The following is a 15,386-nucleotide window of genomic DNA, read 5'->3' on the forward strand; positions in this document are numbered from 1 at the left end:
TCGACGGCTCCCTCCCCTCACGTCCCCTTGCATGAGCAACCTCCTTCGCCTCGCCTGCCTGTGCCTGGCCGCGCTGGCCGCGGGCTGCGCGACCCCGGCGGCGCGGCCGCTGGCACGCACGCCGCTACTGCTGGTCTCCATCGACGGCTTCCGCGCCGACTACCTCGACCGCGGCTACAGTCCCGCGCTGCGCTCACTCGCCACCGAGGGCGTGCAAGGCGCGGGATTGCAGCCCTCGTTCCCGTCGCTGACCTTCCCCAACCACTACAGCCTGGTCACCGGCCGCTACCCGGACCACCACGGCATCGTCGACAACGCGATGTCCGTGCCGGCGCTGGGCCGATTCACGCTGGGCAACCGCGCCGCGGTGAGCGACGGGCGCTGGTGGGATCAGGCCGAGCCGATCTGGGTCACCGCCCAGCGCGACGGCCTGAAGACGGCGACGATGTTCTGGCCCGGTTCGGAGGCGAGCATCCACGGCCGCCGCCCGGACTACTGGTTGCCCTACGACGGCGACATGGGCTACGACGCGCGGGTCGACCACGTGCTGCAGTGGCTGGACCTGCCGCCGGCGCAGCGCCCAGGCTTCGTCACGCTGTACTTCGAGGCGGTCGATTCGGCAGGCCACTACGAGGGGCCGGACGCGCCGCAGACCGACGCGGCAATCGCCCAGGTCGACCATGCGCTGGCGCGCCTGATCGCCGGACTGAAGCGGCGCGGGCTGTACGACCGGTTGAACCTGATCGTGCTGGCCGACCACGGCATGGCGGCCACGCCGCCGGCGCAGCGCATCTTCCTCGACGACCTGATCGATCCGGCACACGCTCAGGTGGTCTCCACCGGCGCGATCGCCGGCATCATCCCGGCGCCCGGCCACGAGGCGGAGATCGCCGGCGCACTGCTCAAGCCACAGCCGCACATGCAGTGCTGGCGCAAGGCCGACATCCCGGCCCGCCTGCACTACGGCGGCAACGCGCGCGTGCCGCCGCTGTTCTGCCTGGCGCAGGTGGGCTGGCTGATCACCCATAACCAAGCTACCGCGCTGCATCACGGCAAGCCGTTGCGCGGCGAGCACGGTTTCGACAATGCGGACCCGACGATGCGCGCCCTGTTCGTGGCACACGGCCCGGCGTTCCGCCCTCGCACCTGGATGCCGGTGTTCCCGAACGTGGACGTCTATCCGCTCATGACGCACCTGCTGGGCATCCCCGCACAGCCCAACGACGGCGACTACCGCGCGGTCGAGGGCATGCTCGAGCCAGCCGCGCGCTGAGGGACGGTCTCTCCGGCATCCGGGGCCTTCACCGCGGAGCGGACGAGGGCCTCGCAGCTGGCGCCAGCTAGGGCAGCGGCGGCTCGGTGCCCGGCGAGGGCGGACCGGGCAACGGCTGCAGGAAATACAGCCGCCACGCGACCAGCAGTCCCGCCAGCACCATGGCGCCGATGAACGTTGCTACGCCATTCCAGCCGCGCGCCGCATAGAACAGGCCACCGCCCGCGCCGGCCAGGCTCGAGCCCATGTAGTAGGCGAACAGGTACAACGAGGACGCCTGCGCCTTGGCCGCGCCGGCACGGCGTCCGACCCAGCTGCTGACGATCGAGTGGCCGCCGAAGAAGCCGAAGGTCACCGCCACCACCCCGCCGACCACCAGCACGAGCGGGTGCAGCGCGGTCATGCCCACGCCCGCGAGCATCAGCGCGAAAGTGGTCCACAGCACCCGACGCCGGCCCAGCCGGCCGGCCAGGTGGCCCATCCAGGCCGAGCTGAAGGTGCCGATCAGGTACACGCTGAAGATCAGTCCGACCACCGCCTGGCTCAGGTTGTAAGGGGCAGCGAGCAGCCGATAGCCGATGTAGTTGTAGACGGTGACGAAGGCGCCCAGCAGCAGGAAGCCCTCGACGAACATCCACGGCAGGCCGGCATCGCGGAACACGCCGGCGAAGCGCAACAGGAGCGCGCGCAGTTCGAGCGGCTGCCGCTGGAAATGCCGCGACGGCGGCAGCAGGCGCCAGAACATCAGGGCCGACGCCAGCCCGATTCCGGCCACCACCAGCACGCCCACGCGCCAGTCGAAGAAATCGGCCAGCACGCCGGTGACCAGCCGCCCGCCCATGCCGCCGATGGCGTTCCCGCTGATGTACAGGCCCATCCCCAGGCCGATCGAGTCCGGGTGCATCTCCTCGCTCAGCCAGGTCATCGCCACTGCCGGCAGGCCGCTCAGGCTGAGCCCCAGCAGAGTGCGCAGCACCAGCAGGCTGGCCCAGCCGGGCACCAGCGCGCTCAGCAGCACCAGCAGCGCGGAGGAGAGCAGCGACACCGTCATCACCAGCTTGCGCCCGCAGGCGTCGGACACGGCGCCGGCGAACAGCATCGCGAACGCCAGCACGCCGGTGGTCAGCGAGAGCGACAGCGCGCTGGTGGCCGCGCTCACGCCGAAGTCCTTGCTGAATTCGGGCATCAAGGGCTGCACGCAGTAGAGCAGCCCGAAGGTGGCGATACCCGCGGCGAACAGGGCCAGGTTCGCCTGGCGGAACAAGGGTGTGCCGTGGCGGATCAGGCCGTCGTCGCTGCCGACGACCGGCATGGAGGTTTCCTTCATCGGCGCAGCTGCCTTGCATTGTGGTGAGCGGGCGCATTCTCCTCTTCGCCGGCAGGCCAGGCCAGCGCACGCATCACGTCACCTGCTCGGGTGGCGGTAACGAAGGCCCCGAAACTCCGCACCACGGCAAATCGCCTGGGACGTCACGTGAATCACACGCGGCAGCCCAAGGCTGGATGCGCACGTCTGACGGCCGGGCGGGCTTGGCCGCCCGGTCGCGCACGCCCGTTCAGCGATACCGCCAATACCCCCCGACCCAGACGTGGGCCGGTGCCCAGTAGCCCGGGACCCACACGCGGGCGCGATGCGCAGGCACGACCACGCACCCGGAAAGCGCGAGGCTGCCGGCCAGCAACACGGCGGTGGTGAACAACGACAGGACGCGACGCATGGGCAACTCCTTGGCTTGGATGGCAAGCGCAGGAACGCCGTTGCAGGGGCGGTGATGACGCGGCCGATGACGCCGGCCCGACCGCCGTTCAGGCGGCAGTGCGATCCGCCAGGCGCCGCACCGTCGCGCGGTAGCGCTGGGCGATGCGCTCCTCGTCGTGGTGGCGGAACTCGCGCACCACCCAGCGCCCGCCGCACATCACGTCGCGGACCAGCGGCGTGTTGCCGGCGAAGATGAAGCTGTCCAGCAGCGAGTCCTCGTCGCGCGCGGCGAGCAGCGGCGAGCCGTCGTCGAGCACGAGCAGGTCGGCGCGGTTTCCGGGGCGCACCGCGCCGACCGGCACGGCGGCCGCCTGCGCGCCACCGCGCAACGCCGCGCGCCACAGCGTCTGGCCCACGCTTGCGCCCTCGCGGCGGGCGGCGATGTTGCGATGGCGGCTGGCCAGCCGCTGGCCGTACTCCAGCCAGCGCAGTTCCTCGACCGGCGAGATGGAGATGTGCGAATCGGAGCCGATGCCCAGCGTGCCGCCGGCGTCGAGATAGGCGGCCAGCGGAAACAGGCCGTCGCCCAGGTTCGCTTCGGTGGTCGGGCACAACCCGGCAACCGCGCCGCTGCGGGCCAGGCGCGTGGTTTCGTCTTCGCTGAGGTGGGTGGCGTGCACCAGGCACCAGCGTGCGCCGACGTCCGCGTGGTCCAGCAGCCACTCGACCGGCCGCGCGCCGCGGATGGACAGGCAATCCTGCACCTCGCCGATCTGCTCGGCGACGTGGATATGGATCGGGCCGTCCTGCGCCAGGTCGCTGGCGAGCACGGCCTGCAGCGCATCTTCGGTCACCGCGCGCAGGGAATGCAGGGCGATGCCCACGCGCAGGTCGGCATCCTGATAGCCGCGCAAGGTATCGAGCAGGCGCAGATAGCCGTCCACCTCGTGGCCGAAGCGGCGCTGCCGCGCACCCAGCGGCCGGCCGTCGAAGCCGCCGCGCATGTAGAGCACGGGCAGCAGGGTCAGGCCGATGCCCGCCTCGCGCGCCGCTTCGACCAGCGCCAGCGACATCGCCTCCGGTAGGGCGTAGGGCAGGCCGTCGGGGCGGTGATGCAGGTAGTGGAACTCGCACACCTGCGTGTAGCCGGCCTTGAGCATCTCCACGTAGAGCTGGGCGGCGATCGCCTTCAGTTCGTCCGGGCCCACCGAGGCGGCGAACGCATACATCGTTTCGCGCCAGCTCCAAAAGCTATCATCCGCCCTGCCCCGGCGCTCGGCCAGGCCCGCCATGGCCCGCTGGAAAGCGTGCGAATGCAGGTTGGGCATGCCGGGAACCACCCAGGTACCGAGCGTCTCGGCCGGACCGTCATCCACCGCCTGCACCATGCCCTCGGCGTCGATGCCGAAGATGCCTTCGCGCGCCCAGCCCTCGTCCTGCCACAGGTGACCGGCATGGCAACGGCGCAGGCGGGTGGACTGGGTCATCGGAGGCTCCTCGCAAGGCGGCCAGTGTAGCGGGCTTGTTCCCTCCCCCGCGGACCGGCAACCGACGCTTCCACCACAAACGCCGCCGGATACTGCGCCCATGCCCAAAAAGCCCCCCGAGCAAACCGCCAAGCTCCTGCTGCGCCTGGCCCGCCCCGAGGACGTGCCGGCGCTGGTGGACCTGACCGCCCGCGTCTATTCGCCCGAGTGGGGCCACTCGGTCGAGATGCTGCGCTCGCAGCAGACGCATTTTCCCGAAGGCCAGTTCATAGTGGAGTACGCCGGCAAAATAGTCGGCTACTGCGCCACCTTCCGCATGGACGAGGCCACGGCGCTCAAGCCGCACACCTGGATGCAGATCACCGGCAGCGGCATGGGCTCACGGCACAAGGCCGACGGCGACTGGCTCTACGGCATGGAGGTGGTAGTGCATCCGGACTACCGCGGCATGCGCATCGGCCAGCGGCTTTACCACGCGCGCAAGCGGCTTTGCATGGACCTGAAGCTGCGCGGCATCGTGTTCGGCGGGCGCGTTCCCGGACTGGCAAAGCACATCGGCCGCTACGGCAGCGCCGAGGCCTACGTACGGGCGGTCATCAGCGGCGAACGGCGCGACGCCACGCTCAGCTTCCAACTGGCCAACGGCTTCGAGGTGATCGGGCTGCTGCGCGCCTACGTGCCCTCGGACCACGAATCGCTCGGCTGGGCGGTGCACCTGGTGTGGCGCAACCCGGCGCTGCTCGACCACCCGGACATCCCGCCGATCCCCTCGCCGCGGCACCTGCCGGACCTGGTCCGCGTGGCGTCGGTGCAGTACCTGCAGCGGCGGATCCGCTCGTTCGAGGAATTCGCCACGCAGGTGGAATATTTCACGGATATCGCGGCCGACTACAACGCCGACTTCGTCACTTTCCCCGAGCTGATCACGCTGCAGCTGCTGTCCATCGAGAACGAGGAACTCTCGCCGGTGGAGACGATCCGCAAGCTCAGCCAATACACGCCGCAGGTGAAGGAGCTCTTCGGCCGCCTGGCCGTGCGCTACAACATCAACATCATCGCCGGCTCGCACCCGACCGAACAGCCCAACGGCGACATCCACAACGTCTGCTACGTGTGCCTGCGCGACGGCTCGCTGCACGAGCGCGAGAAGCTGCACCCCACGCCCAGCGAGCGCAATGTCTGGAACATCACCGGCGGCGAGGGCGCCGCGACCATCCAGACCGACTGCGGCCCGATCGGGGTGATGATCTGCTACGACTCCGAGTTCCCCGAGGTGGCCAGGCACCTCACCGACCAGGGCGCGCTGATCCTGTTCGTGCCCTTCTGCACCGACGTGCGCGAAGGCTACCTGCGCGTGCGCTACTGCTCGCAGGCACGGGCGATCGAGAACCAGTGCTACGTGGTGCTCTCGGGCAACGTGGGCAACCTGCCGGGCGTGAACAACTTCGACATCCAGTACGGGCAGAGCTGCATCCTCACGCCCAGCGACTTTCCGTTCGCGCGCGACGGCGTGGCGGCCGATTCCACCCCCAACATCGAAACCGTGCTGTTCGCCGATCTGCGTCTGGAGAGCCTGGCCCGCGCACGCAACGCCGGCGCGGTGACCAACCTGAAGGACCGGCGCTTCGATCTGTACGAGATGCGCTGGCGGCCTTTGCCGCTGTGACGCCCCGCGAAGTGCGCGCCTACTTTCGGCGATAATCGGCCGATGCTCTCATCCAACCCGCGCCTGCAGGCCCTGCTCGGCCACGAGTTCTTCGCCCCCCACCAGTGGAAGCGGCGCATCGCGCTGTGGAGCGGCGCCGTGCTGGTGGCCCTGGCCGCGATCCTGTTCGCCAAGGCGAGCACATGGGCTTACCACCTGTTCCTGCACATACTGACGTATGGCGCGTGGATCCCGCTGATCCTGACGCCGGCGGTGTTCGGCCTGCTGTCATGGGTCACCGCCGGACGCATGCGTGCCACCCGCGGCAGCGGCATCCCGCAGGCGATCGCCACGCTGCACGTGGAAGACGAGCGCTTCCGGCAGACGATGCTGGCGCTGCCGGTCGCCGCCGGCAAGATGCTGCTCACCCTGATCGCGCTGGCGGCCGGGGCCTCGATCGGGCGCGAGGGCCCGACGGTGCACGTGGGTGCGGGGTTGTTCTACAGCTTCGCGCGGCGCTTCGGCTTCAGCGACCCGAAGGCGGCTTCGCGCTTCATCCTTGCCGGCGGCGCGGCGGGCATCGCCGCGGCCTTCAATACGCCGCTGGCCGGCGTGGTATTCGCCATCGAGGAACTGGCCGGCACCTTCGAGCATCGCTTCAGTGGCCTGCTGCTCACCGCCGTGATCGTCGGCGGCGTGGTGTCGCTGGGCATCATGGGCAACTACGCCTATTTCGGCACGGTGCAGGCGAGCCTGCCGCTGGGCCATGCCTGGCTGGCGGTACTGCTGTGCGGCATCGTCTGCGGCCTGCTCGGCGGCCTGTTCGCGCGGCTGATCCTGCTCAGCAAGCGTGGGCCGCTGGCGCAGGTCGGCGCGCTGCGTGCCCGCTGGCCGGTCGCCTTCGCCACCGGGTGCGGGCTGGTGCTGGCGGTGCTGGGCGTGCTGTTCCACGGCTCGGTCTACGGCACCGGCTACGACCAGGCGCGTGCGATCGTGCAGCAGGCCGCGGTGACGCCGGGCGAAAGCTTCGGCCTGGCCAAGCTCGCCGCCAACGTGGTCTCGTACTGGGCCGGCATTCCCGGCGGCATCTTTTCCCCGGCGTTGGCCGTAGGCGCCGGGCTGGGCCAGAACATCGCGCATTTCCTTCCCGGCGTGCCGGCCGCGGCGGTGGTGCTGCTGGGCATGAGCGCCTACCTGTCGGGCGTCACCGGTGCGCCGCTCACGTCGGCGGTGATCGCCATGGAGCTGACCGCCAACCAGGCGATGATCATTCCGGTCATGGCCGCCTGCCTGCTGGCCCGCGCGGCCGCGTCGCTGCTCAGTCCCACGCCGGTCTACAAAGATTTCGCCGAACGGCTGGTGCAGGAGTTCGAGCGCCAGCAGGCGGCGCACCGGGCCGGGTCGGGGAAGCCGGTCGAGCACGTCGGCCCGAGCAGCGCCTTCGACGAACCGGCGGCTCCTCCGGACGAGCCGCCCCCGGTGGCCAAGCCATGAGTCTTTCCCGCTGGGACCACTTGTTGCTCGACGCTACGCTGGCGACGTTCGCCGGCGAGCGCCCTTTCGGGCTGATCGAGTCCGCCGCGCTGGCGATCAAGGATGGCCGCATCGCCTGGTTGGGTTCGGTGGGCGACCTGCCGGGCGCACCTGAGGCATTGGCCGCATCCGTCGAACGGCTGGACGGCGCGCTGGTCACCCCTGGGCTGATCGACTGCCACACGCACCTGGTCTTCGGCGGCGATCGCGCGCACGAGTTCGACCTGCGCCTTAACGGCGCCAGCTACGAAGAGATCGCCAAAGCCGGCGGCGGCATCGCCTCCACCGTGCGCGCCACCCGCGAGGCCGACGAGGACGAGCTCCTGCGCCAGAGCCTGCCGCGTGCGCAGGCCCTGCTGCGCGATGGCGTGACCACGCTGGAGATCAAGTCGGGCTACGGACTGGACCTGCCCACCGAGCGGCGCATGCTGCGCGCCGCAAGGCACCTCGGCGAGACGCTCGGCATCACCGTCCGCACCAGTTTCCTGGGCCTGCATGCGCTGCCGCCGGAGTACCGCGAGCGCCGCGCGGACTATGTGGCGCAGGTGAGCGAGTCGATGCTGCCCGCATTGGCCGCCGAGGGCCTGGTCGATGCGGTGGACGCCTTCTGCGAGGGCATCGGTTTCAGCCGCGAGGAAACCGCGCGCGTGTTCGAACGCGCGCAGGCGCTGGGCCTGCCGGTCAAGCTGCACGCGGAACAGCTTTCCGATCTCGACGGCGCCGCGCTGGTCGCCCATTACCAGGGGCTGTCGGCTGACCATCTGGAACACCTGAGCGACTCGGGAGTGCGCGCCATGGCGGCCGCCGGGACCGTGGCCGTGCTGCTGCCCGGGGCCTTCTACGCGCTGCGCGAAACCCGTCTGCCGCCGATCGGCGCGCTGCGCGCGCACGGCGTCCCGATCGCCATCGCCACCGACTGCAATCCCGGCACCTCGCCGCTGCTCTCGCTGCGGCTGGCGGCCAACATGGCATGCACGCTGTTCCGGCTCACGCCGGAGGAGGCGCTGCGCGGCATCACCATCAATGCCGCCCGTGCGCTGGGCCTGGCCGATCGCGGCACGCTCGCCGTGGGCCAGCGCGCGGATCTGGCGGTATGGCACGCACGGCAGCCGGCGCAACTGTGCTACTGGATCGGTGGCGCGCTACTGCGCAGCGCCTGGGCCGGTGGCGTCCGGATCGTCACCTAGAGGCGAACCGGAACCCACCTTCGCGCCAAGTCCGTGACAGGGCCGCCCGGCCTAATCAGGTGCCGGAGCGATGCAGCAAAACATGCCGTCCCGCGCCGACGGCTACGGTTCCGGCGTCTTGGCGGGGATGAACGGCGATACCGGATCGCTGGCGGGGAAGGTCTCTTCCACCGCCTCGTCGGTGAGATCGCTCTCGTGGGCCTTGCGGCCTTTCCGCTCGTTCTCCGTCTCCGGCCGTTGCGGCGCGACATGGTCGGGGTGCCTGATGTCTTTGCGGTCGTGGCTGCTCATGGTGTGGCTCCGCTGGGTGTTGTTCCATTCCGGCAGGCGCGCGTCGATGCGTGTGATGTCGGCCTTGGCAACCTCCTGCATGCAAGCGAGGGCGCGCTGGTTGCGCAAGGGCGTCTGCGATGCGATGCCGTCGGCCGGCGCCCACAGGGGAAAACCGCGCATCTGCGCATCCAGCGCGGTGCGTAGCACGCAATCGTCGCCGGCGATGCCGACCACGGCCAGCGCCTGCACGCCGAGCTTTTCGATCAGCGTGGACAGCGGCGTCTCGTAGAACGCCGAATGCCGCGGCTTGAGCACGAAATAGTCATCGACGCCAGGCAGCAGGCCGTCGCTCAATGCCGCGCCCCGCGAACCGACGCGCCGGCAATGTTCGATGATCTTGGCCAGGTCGGCATGCCAGCGCCCGAAGTTGTCGTTGGCATAGATCACCGGCAATCCGCGCGTGTGGTACCAGTCCCGTAGGTGGGCGATGGCGCTGGCCGCCGGCATCGCCTGCTCCAGTAGCGCTTCGCCGCCGTCGAACTCGAGGTCGTTGAGCATGTCCACGATCAGCAAGGCGCTGCGCGAGGGTTCAAACCGCGCATCGTTGTCGGTCAGGACGGTGCTGTTGCCCATGGCCGCCATCAGCCCGCCTGCGCCCTTTTCTTGAGTTCCAGCTTGCGCTGCGCCATCTGCTCGCCGAGTTCCTCCAGCGTCTTCTTGCTCATCAGCGCCTTGGCGCGCTTGAACATCTCCTTCTCTTCCTCGTTGGCGTGGTGCTCGAACAGCTCCTTCAGCACCTTGGCGCGACCGGAGAATTTCTCGCTGTCGGCGTCGGTCTTGAGCAGGTCCGGCAGCACCAGGTCACCGGCGGCGCGATGTTCCTCGAGGGCCTCGAAATACATCTGGGCGTCGTCCTTGCCGTCGCCCGAATTCTTGAAGGCCGGATAGAAGATTTCCTCCTCGATGGTGTTGTGCACCGTGAGGTTGGTCTGGATCTTCTCGAGCAGCTCCTTCCGCTTCTTCACGGCACGGGTGGTGGTGCCAGAGAGCTCCTCCAGCAGCGCACGCATGTTCTTGTGGTCCTGCGTCAAAAGCTCGATTGCGTTCATGTGCGCTCCGTCGTGCCCCTGCTCGGGAACACTTCCATGGCTGCGGTGAAGCGCGTGTCTTCCGGGCTTGAATGCATGCCGAACCGCAAAAACAAAAACCCCCGCGCGAGCGGGGGTTCTGCAATCGGCAAGCAGGAAGAGCCGCTCAGGCGGACTTCTTCCTCGGCGCGGCCTTCTTGGCGGCGGCCGGCTTGGTCACGGTCGCCTTGGCGCCGACCACGGCCGGCTGCGCGTCATGCGCGCGGGTGTTGCCGTAGCTGCCGCGGTAGGTCTTGCCGCGACGGGTCTTGCGATCGCCCTTACCCATGGGAACTCCTTGATTCGTAATGCGTGAATGGCCGGACATCGTAGCAGCGGCCGGGTAAAGCGCAAGAGCTTCGCCAATGCCCTCCGGCACCCCGCGGCATGCGGTCAACGGTGCCCGTGCCCCAGGCAGTCGCGCACCCGGTCGGTGCACGGACCGGCATCGACCTGAACGGTCACGTGCAGGATGCCGAAGCGCTGGCGCAGCAATGCATGGATCGCCGTCACGGCCGCCCCGCCGTCGCCATCGTCCACCTGCGCGTGCAGCGTGGCCATGCGCGAGCCGGAGGCGAGCTGCCAGACGTGCAGGTGGTGGATGTCGAGGATCGAGCCATCGGCCTGCCGCAGCGCCTGCTCGACCTCGCCGACATCGAGATCCTCGGGCACGCCTTCGAGCAGGATGTGCGCCGATTTGCGCAGCAGCCGCCAGGCGTTGCCCAGTATCAACAGCGACACCAGCAGCGAAAGCACCGGGTCGGCCCAGTTCCAGTGCAGCCAGCGCACGGCCAGTGCCGCCAGCACCGCGCCGACCGAGCCGAGCAGGTCGCCCAGCACGTGCAGGCTGGCGCTGGCCATGTTGACGTCGTCGTGCGCATGGCCGTGCAGGATGCGCAGCACCAGCAGGTTCACCAGCAGGCCGACCACCGCCACCGCCAGCATCACGCCGGAGAGGATCGCGCCCGGATGCATCAGGCGCACCGCCGCCTCGTAGGCGATGAAACCGACCAGTACGAACTGGGTCAGCGCGTTGACGAAGCCGGCGAGCACCTCCAGCCGTCCATAGCCATAGCTGCGGCGGGCATCGGCCGGGCGCAGGGCCAGCCGTGCGCCGGCGAAAGCCAGCGCGAGCGCGAGTGCGTCGACCATCATGTGGCCGGCATCGGCGAGCAGCGCGAGCGAGCCCGACCAGAAGCCGCCGACCGCCTCGGCCAGCAGCATCAGCAGGGTCAGCAGGAAAGCGAGCAGCAGCTTGCGACCGCGCAGATGGCCGTCCTGATCGTCGTGACCGTGACCGTGACCGTGACCGTGATCGTGATCGTGATCGTGATCGTGATCGTGATCGTGAGAATGTTGCGGGAGAGCGTGAGTCATCGCGCCATCCTAGGAACGCCTCACCGCGTTACACAATCACCGCGTGCTCAGTGCACGCAGCCAGGCCCGTGCACGTGCGGTTGCCGCCGGTCGATGCGCAGGTTGACGAAATGCGCGCTCGCCAGCAGCACGCCGCCACAAGTCACCAACGTGGCGTGCAAAGCGAGCTGGTACTGCTCGGCCACCGTCACGCCCAACAACAGCAGGGACAACCCCGGAAACGCCAGCATCAACGGTACCGGCCGGTGATGCCGGCGATAGCCGTTGACCAGCGTCAGCAGCGCCAGCGCACAGGCGAACACCACGAAAGCCCGCTCGAAACGAACGTCGGCGAGGAACTGCAGCCCCAGCAGCGGCAGCAGCGCCAGCACGAACGGAAGCACCGCACAATGGACTGCGCAGAGAAACGAAGCGACGGCGCCGAAGCGATCGGCGGTCTGCCATGCGCGTGAGGGTGGCGGCTGGGCCATCGATGGCGTCCATGGAGGAACGCCGACCATGTTACTTTATAACGCGACCGACTGTCATCGTCCCGCAACCGCCGGTCAACCGGGCGGCCATGGCGGCGTTCTAGCCTGATCGGACACCGGACCCGCTGCCTGCCATCGGGTCGACGATTTTCCGGTGCGGCAACGTTCCCTCCCCGCCAACACCGGGAAAACCGCGGGGCGCGATACGGGATGTATCGCGCCCCGCACCTTTTCCGCCGCTCAGCTCTTGCGGCACTGCTTGCACAGGCCGTGCACCTCCAGCGTCTGCGCCTGCGGGCGGAAACCGAAGGCGCGGGCCTGGGCCTCGATCAGCTCGGCCACCCGCGCGTCGCACACTTCCTGCGCACTCGCGCAGTTGTCGCAGATCAGGAACGGCACCTGATGCGCCTCGTCCGGATGGTGGCAGGAGACGTAGGCGTTGATCGATTCGAGCTTGTGGATGAAACCCTGTTCGAGCAGGAAATCCAGCGACCGGTAGACCGTGGGCGGGGCGGCGTTGCCGTGGCGCTCGCGCAGCTGGTCGAGAAGGTCGTACGCCTTGATCGGCTTGCCGGCCGCAGCGATCAGCTCGAGCACTTCCTTGCGCAGCGGCGTCAGGCGCAGTCCACGCGCCTCGCTGGCATGCTCGACCGCCGCCACGAACCCGTGGGCGTCGTCGTGATGATGGTGCATATGCGTCTTGCCTGACACGTCGTGTTCCCCGTAAGCCTGGGCAGATGATAGACCCGCGCGCCAGCCCGTAGGTTGGGACGGCGGCGCGCGATCCCAACGGCCGCTAGCGCCGCGGCAGCGGTGGTGGCGCTCCGCGGCGGGGTCGGCGCAGGATGACCAGCCAGCCGATCGGACCCAGCACGAACGACCAGGCGATGCCTTCGGCGGTCCGCCCCCGCCACCGGCCCAGGGCGGCGCCGACGGCAATGAAAAGGAGGTTCCACCAGAACAGCGCGCCCCACGGCACCAGCGCCATCAGGTTCAGAAAGACCCGCCAGAACGCGCCCGGCGCTTGCGGATCGACGCCCTGCATGGCCCGGGCGAGCAGCTCGTCCACGCGGGGCGCCGCGCCTCAGCCCTGCGCGCGCGCCAGCGCGTCGGCGATGCGCTCGAGCGCTACCGAACGGCCGGCCAGATAGATGGTGTGGTCGATCGACGGCGATACCTGGGTGCCGGTCATCGCCACGCGCAGCGGCTGGGCGATCTTGCCCATGCCCAGCTCCAGTTTCGCGGCGATCCGCTCGATCGCCTGGTGAATCGACTCGGGCTTCCATTCGACCTCGGCCAGCAGGACCCGGGCTTCCTCCAGCACGGCCACGGCGCTTTCGTTCCGCAGGTGCTTGGCGACCGCCTTGTCGTCCCATTCGCTGATCGGCGCGTACCAGATCCTGGCGCGCTCGGCCATTTCCTTGAGCGTGTGCACGCGGTCGCGCAGCGCCACGATGACATCGGCGGGCGCGGGCCCCCGTCCGGCATCGATTCCCGCACGCTCGAGGTGCCAAGCGAACTCCGGTGCGATCGCCTGCGGATCGTCGGTCTTGAGGTAGTGCTGGTTGAGCCAGGCGAGCTTCTCGGTATCGAAGCGCGACGCAGCCTTGTTCACGTCGGAAATATCGAACAAGCGGACCATCTCCTCGCGCGAGAAGATCTCCTGGTCGCCGTGCGACCAGCCCAGCCGCACCAGGTAGTTGAGGATGGCGTGAGGCAGGTAGCCCGCGTCGCGATACTCCATCACGCTGACCGAGCCGGTGCGCTTGGACAGCTTCTTGCCTTCCTTGTCCAGGATCATCGGCAGGTGCGCGAACTCCGGCACCGGCGCACCCAGCGCCTTGTAGATGTTGATCTGGCGCGGCGTGTTGTTGACGTGGTCGTCGCCGCGGATGACCTCGGTGATGCCCATGTCGATGTCGTCCACGACCACGGCGAAGTTGTAGGTCGGCCAGCCGTCGGAGCGGAAGATCACCAGGTCGTCGAGTTCGGCGTTGGCCCATTCCACCCGGCCCTTGACCTTGTCCTCGAACACCACCGAACCCTCGGTCGGGTTCCGGAAACGGATCACGCGGTTGGGGTCGTCGCGGCGCGCTTCATGAAAGCCGGGCTCGTTGCGATCGCGGTAATAGCCGTTGTAGCGGGGCTTCTCGCCCTTGGCCATGGCGGCCTCGCGCATGGCTTCGATCTCTTCCTTGCTCTCGTAGGCGTAGTAGGCCTTGCCTTCGGCGAGCAGGCGCTCGGCCACTTCCTTGTAGCGGGCCAGGCGGTGGGTCTGGTAGACCGCCGGCGCGTCGGCGGAAAGATCCAGCCACGCCATCGCGTCGAGGATCGCCTGCACCGCCTCGTCCGTGGAGCGCTCGCGGTCGGTATCCTCGATGCGCAGCAGGAACTGTCCGCCGCGGCGGCGCGCTTCCAGCCAGCAGTACAGCGCGGTGCGCGCGCCGCCGATATGCAGGAAACCGGTGGGACTGGGAGCGAAACGGGTGCGGACGGTCATGGGGAGTCTTCTGGTGCGAGGCCAAACGCGGGATTTTAGCCGATACCCGGCGTCCAGCCGACCTGCGGCGCGTGATGGCGGCCGCCGGATGGCTCGGAGCCGTCGCAGGGCCGCATGCGGACAACCCCGGCTACGACCGCCTTGGGTATCGGCTTCACCCCTGCGGTGCTCGGCGCAGGTCAGGCACCTGGGAACAGGGTCTGCCCGACTGGAGCCTCGACCGCGTCGACGGCGTCGCTTCCCGCCAGGCCAGCATCGACACCTTGCTGCGCTTGGGGCTGGAAGGCCCGCTCGAACTGCGGCCCGGCGTCGTGCCCTACGACCGCCTGCGCAGCGGCGACTAGAGCAACGGTACTTCGGTCGCTGACCGCACCCGTTCGCCCGATCAGCGCATGCCGTTCTCGCAGCCCCAGCCGGAGCAGATGAGCATGTTCGGGTCGCGATGGAACGCTCCGAGCAACATCGCCGAAACGCTGCCTGCCGAAGGCGGCATGATCTCCGGCGTGGTCTGGTCGATCTCTATCTGCGGTGGCGCGTTGTCTGGCGGTGCCTGACGCAGAACGAACTTCACCACGAAGAGCTGGTGATGTGAGGAAGGCGCTTCGTGCAGCGGCGCCGTGGCCTGCACCGGTTCCATCGCCACGGTGGCGATCGCGGCGCTCGGTAACGCCAGCATGGCGGCGGCAATGAGTCTGGCTTTCATTGGGACCTCCGGGCGACCTGCCTATTTCACGTGGATGGTAATCCTGCGGGAGACTACCGGCGCGCATCGGCACGTGATCGGCACCTTCCAGCTCCAGCGTACTGGATCCGGG

17 protein-coding genes are annotated in these 15,386 nt (G+C 68.8%); 5 read left to right on the forward strand and 12 right to left on the reverse strand.

What is annotated here, in order from left to right:
- Window positions 1–31: 31 nt before the first annotated feature.
- Window positions 32–1,273: an ectonucleotide pyrophosphatase/phosphodiesterase gene (locus VGU03_RS12210; protein ID WP_327480864.1), complete on the forward strand. Its 1,242-nt coding sequence runs from the start codon at window positions 32–34 to the stop codon at window positions 1,271–1,273.
- A gap of 67 nt (window positions 1,274–1,340) precedes the next feature.
- Here VGU03_RS12210 and VGU03_RS12215 read toward each other — a convergent pair whose 3' ends face one another.
- From VGU03_RS12215 to VGU03_RS12225, 3 genes are all read right to left on the reverse strand, one after another.
- Window positions 1,341–2,600, reverse strand: a complete 1,260-nt coding sequence (locus VGU03_RS12215) for an MFS transporter (RefSeq protein WP_327480866.1) — start codon at window positions 2,598–2,600, stop codon at window positions 1,341–1,343.
- A gap of 229 nt (window positions 2,601–2,829) precedes the next feature.
- Complete coding sequence (locus VGU03_RS12220) at window positions 2,830–2,991, reverse strand: hypothetical protein (RefSeq protein WP_327480868.1); 162 nt, start codon at window positions 2,989–2,991, stop codon at window positions 2,830–2,832.
- A gap of 88 nt (window positions 2,992–3,079) precedes the next feature.
- Window positions 3,080–4,459, reverse strand: a complete 1,380-nt coding sequence (locus VGU03_RS12225; protein ID WP_327480870.1) for a formimidoylglutamate deiminase — start codon at window positions 4,457–4,459, stop codon at window positions 3,080–3,082.
- 100 nt (window positions 4,460–4,559) lie between these two features.
- Between VGU03_RS12225 and VGU03_RS12230 the strand changes: the two genes are divergently transcribed.
- From VGU03_RS12230 to hutI, 3 genes are read left to right on the forward strand one after another with little or no spacing between them, the layout of a single operon-like run.
- Complete coding sequence (locus tag VGU03_RS12230; RefSeq protein ID WP_327480872.1) at window positions 4,560–6,125, forward strand: bifunctional GNAT family N-acetyltransferase/carbon-nitrogen hydrolase family protein; 1,566 nt, start codon at window positions 4,560–4,562, stop codon at window positions 6,123–6,125.
- Window positions 6,126–6,167: 42 nt separating this feature from the next.
- Entirely contained in the window at window positions 6,168–7,598 is a 1,431-nt protein-coding gene (locus VGU03_RS12235; RefSeq protein ID WP_327480874.1) for a chloride channel protein, read from the forward strand.
- Complete coding sequence (gene hutI, locus VGU03_RS12240) at window positions 7,595–8,824, forward strand: imidazolonepropionase (RefSeq protein ID WP_327480876.1); 1,230 nt, start codon at window positions 7,595–7,597, stop codon at window positions 8,822–8,824. Before VGU03_RS12235 ends, hutI begins: the two co-directional genes overlap by 4 nt.
- 102 nt (window positions 8,825–8,926) lie before the next feature.
- Here hutI and VGU03_RS12245 read toward each other — a convergent pair whose 3' ends face one another.
- From VGU03_RS12245 to gltX, 8 genes are all read right to left on the reverse strand, one after another.
- On the reverse strand, window positions 8,927–9,730 hold the full coding sequence (locus VGU03_RS12245) for an isochorismatase family cysteine hydrolase (protein WP_327480877.1): 804 nt from the start codon (window positions 9,728–9,730) through the stop codon (window positions 8,927–8,929).
- An 8-nt stretch (window positions 9,731–9,738) separates the two neighbouring features.
- Window positions 9,739–10,206, reverse strand: coding sequence for a hemerythrin domain-containing protein (locus tag VGU03_RS12250; RefSeq protein WP_327480878.1), 468 nt, complete (start codon window positions 10,204–10,206; stop codon window positions 9,739–9,741).
- Between the two features lie 145 nt (window positions 10,207–10,351).
- The gene (locus tag VGU03_RS12255; protein WP_291195728.1) at window positions 10,352–10,513 is read right to left on the reverse strand and encodes a 30S ribosomal protein THX; all 162 of its coding nucleotides are present in this window, start codon (window positions 10,511–10,513) and stop codon (window positions 10,352–10,354) included.
- Between the two features lie 104 nt (window positions 10,514–10,617).
- On the reverse strand, window positions 10,618–11,601 hold the full coding sequence (locus tag VGU03_RS12260) for a cation diffusion facilitator family transporter (RefSeq protein ID WP_327480881.1): 984 nt from the start codon (window positions 11,599–11,601) through the stop codon (window positions 10,618–10,620).
- A gap of 47 nt (window positions 11,602–11,648) precedes the next feature.
- Window positions 11,649–12,071, reverse strand: coding sequence for a MerC domain-containing protein (locus VGU03_RS12265; protein WP_327480883.1), 423 nt, complete (start codon window positions 12,069–12,071; stop codon window positions 11,649–11,651).
- Between the two features lie 240 nt (window positions 12,072–12,311).
- Entirely contained in the window at window positions 12,312–12,764 is a 453-nt protein-coding gene (locus VGU03_RS12270) for a transcriptional repressor (protein WP_327480885.1), read from the reverse strand.
- Between the two features lie 103 nt (window positions 12,765–12,867).
- Window positions 12,868–13,140, reverse strand: a complete 273-nt coding sequence (locus VGU03_RS12275) for a hypothetical protein (RefSeq protein WP_327480887.1) — start codon at window positions 13,138–13,140, stop codon at window positions 12,868–12,870.
- 15 nt (window positions 13,141–13,155) lie between these two features.
- Window positions 13,156–14,571 (reverse strand): glutamate--tRNA ligase, encoded by a 1,416-nt coding sequence (gene gltX / locus VGU03_RS12280; protein ID WP_327480889.1) that lies wholly within the window; start codon window positions 14,569–14,571, stop codon window positions 13,156–13,158.
- Between the two features lie 71 nt (window positions 14,572–14,642).
- Between gltX and VGU03_RS12285 the strand changes: the two genes are divergently transcribed.
- Complete coding sequence (locus VGU03_RS12285; RefSeq protein WP_327480891.1) at window positions 14,643–14,915, forward strand: hypothetical protein; 273 nt, start codon at window positions 14,643–14,645, stop codon at window positions 14,913–14,915.
- A 41-nt stretch (window positions 14,916–14,956) separates the two neighbouring features.
- Here VGU03_RS12285 and VGU03_RS12290 read toward each other — a convergent pair whose 3' ends face one another.
- Complete coding sequence (locus VGU03_RS12290) at window positions 14,957–15,274, reverse strand: hypothetical protein (protein ID WP_327480893.1); 318 nt, start codon at window positions 15,272–15,274, stop codon at window positions 14,957–14,959.
- Window positions 15,275–15,386 lie beyond the last annotated feature (112 nt).

This window comes from Frateuria sp. (assembly GCF_035944355.1).
Classification (GTDB): domain Bacteria; phylum Pseudomonadota; class Gammaproteobacteria; order Xanthomonadales; family Rhodanobacteraceae; genus Frateuria_A.

Excerpts from the sequence above, each read along its gene's own strand:
- VGU03_RS12210 (WP_327480864.1), top strand. The coding sequence starts at position 32 with ATGAGCAACCTCCTTCGCCTCGCCTGCCTGTGCCTGGCCGCGCTGGCC.
- VGU03_RS12215 (WP_327480866.1), bottom strand. The coding sequence starts at position 2,600 with ATGAAGGAAACCTCCATGCCGGTCGTCGGCAGCGACGACGGCCTGATC.
- VGU03_RS12220 (WP_327480868.1), bottom strand. The coding sequence starts at position 2,991 with ATGCGTCGCGTCCTGTCGTTGTTCACCACCGCCGTGTTGCTGGCCGGC.
- VGU03_RS12225 (WP_327480870.1), bottom strand. The coding sequence starts at position 4,459 with ATGACCCAGTCCACCCGCCTGCGCCGTTGCCATGCCGGTCACCTGTGG.
- VGU03_RS12230 (WP_327480872.1), top strand. The coding sequence starts at position 4,560 with ATGCCCAAAAAGCCCCCCGAGCAAACCGCCAAGCTCCTGCTGCGCCTG.
- VGU03_RS12235 (WP_327480874.1), top strand. The coding sequence starts at position 6,168 with ATGCTCTCATCCAACCCGCGCCTGCAGGCCCTGCTCGGCCACGAGTTC.
- hutI (WP_327480876.1), top strand. The coding sequence starts at position 7,595 with ATGAGTCTTTCCCGCTGGGACCACTTGTTGCTCGACGCTACGCTGGCG.
- VGU03_RS12245 (WP_327480877.1), bottom strand. The coding sequence starts at position 9,730 with ATGGGCAACAGCACCGTCCTGACCGACAACGATGCGCGGTTTGAACCC.
- VGU03_RS12250 (WP_327480878.1), bottom strand. The coding sequence starts at position 10,206 with ATGAACGCAATCGAGCTTTTGACGCAGGACCACAAGAACATGCGTGCG.
- VGU03_RS12255 (WP_291195728.1), bottom strand. The coding sequence starts at position 10,513 with ATGGGTAAGGGCGATCGCAAGACCCGTCGCGGCAAGACCTACCGCGGC.
- VGU03_RS12260 (WP_327480881.1), bottom strand. The coding sequence starts at position 11,601 with ATGACTCACGCTCTCCCGCAACATTCTCACGATCACGATCACGATCAC.
- VGU03_RS12265 (WP_327480883.1), bottom strand. The coding sequence starts at position 12,071 with ATGGCCCAGCCGCCACCCTCACGCGCATGGCAGACCGCCGATCGCTTC.
- VGU03_RS12270 (WP_327480885.1), bottom strand. The coding sequence starts at position 12,764 with ATGCACCATCATCACGACGACGCCCACGGGTTCGTGGCGGCGGTCGAG.
- gltX (WP_327480889.1), bottom strand. The coding sequence starts at position 14,571 with ATGACCGTCCGCACCCGTTTCGCTCCCAGTCCCACCGGTTTCCTGCAT.
- VGU03_RS12290 (WP_327480893.1), bottom strand. The coding sequence starts at position 15,274 with ATGAAAGCCAGACTCATTGCCGCCGCCATGCTGGCGTTACCGAGCGCC.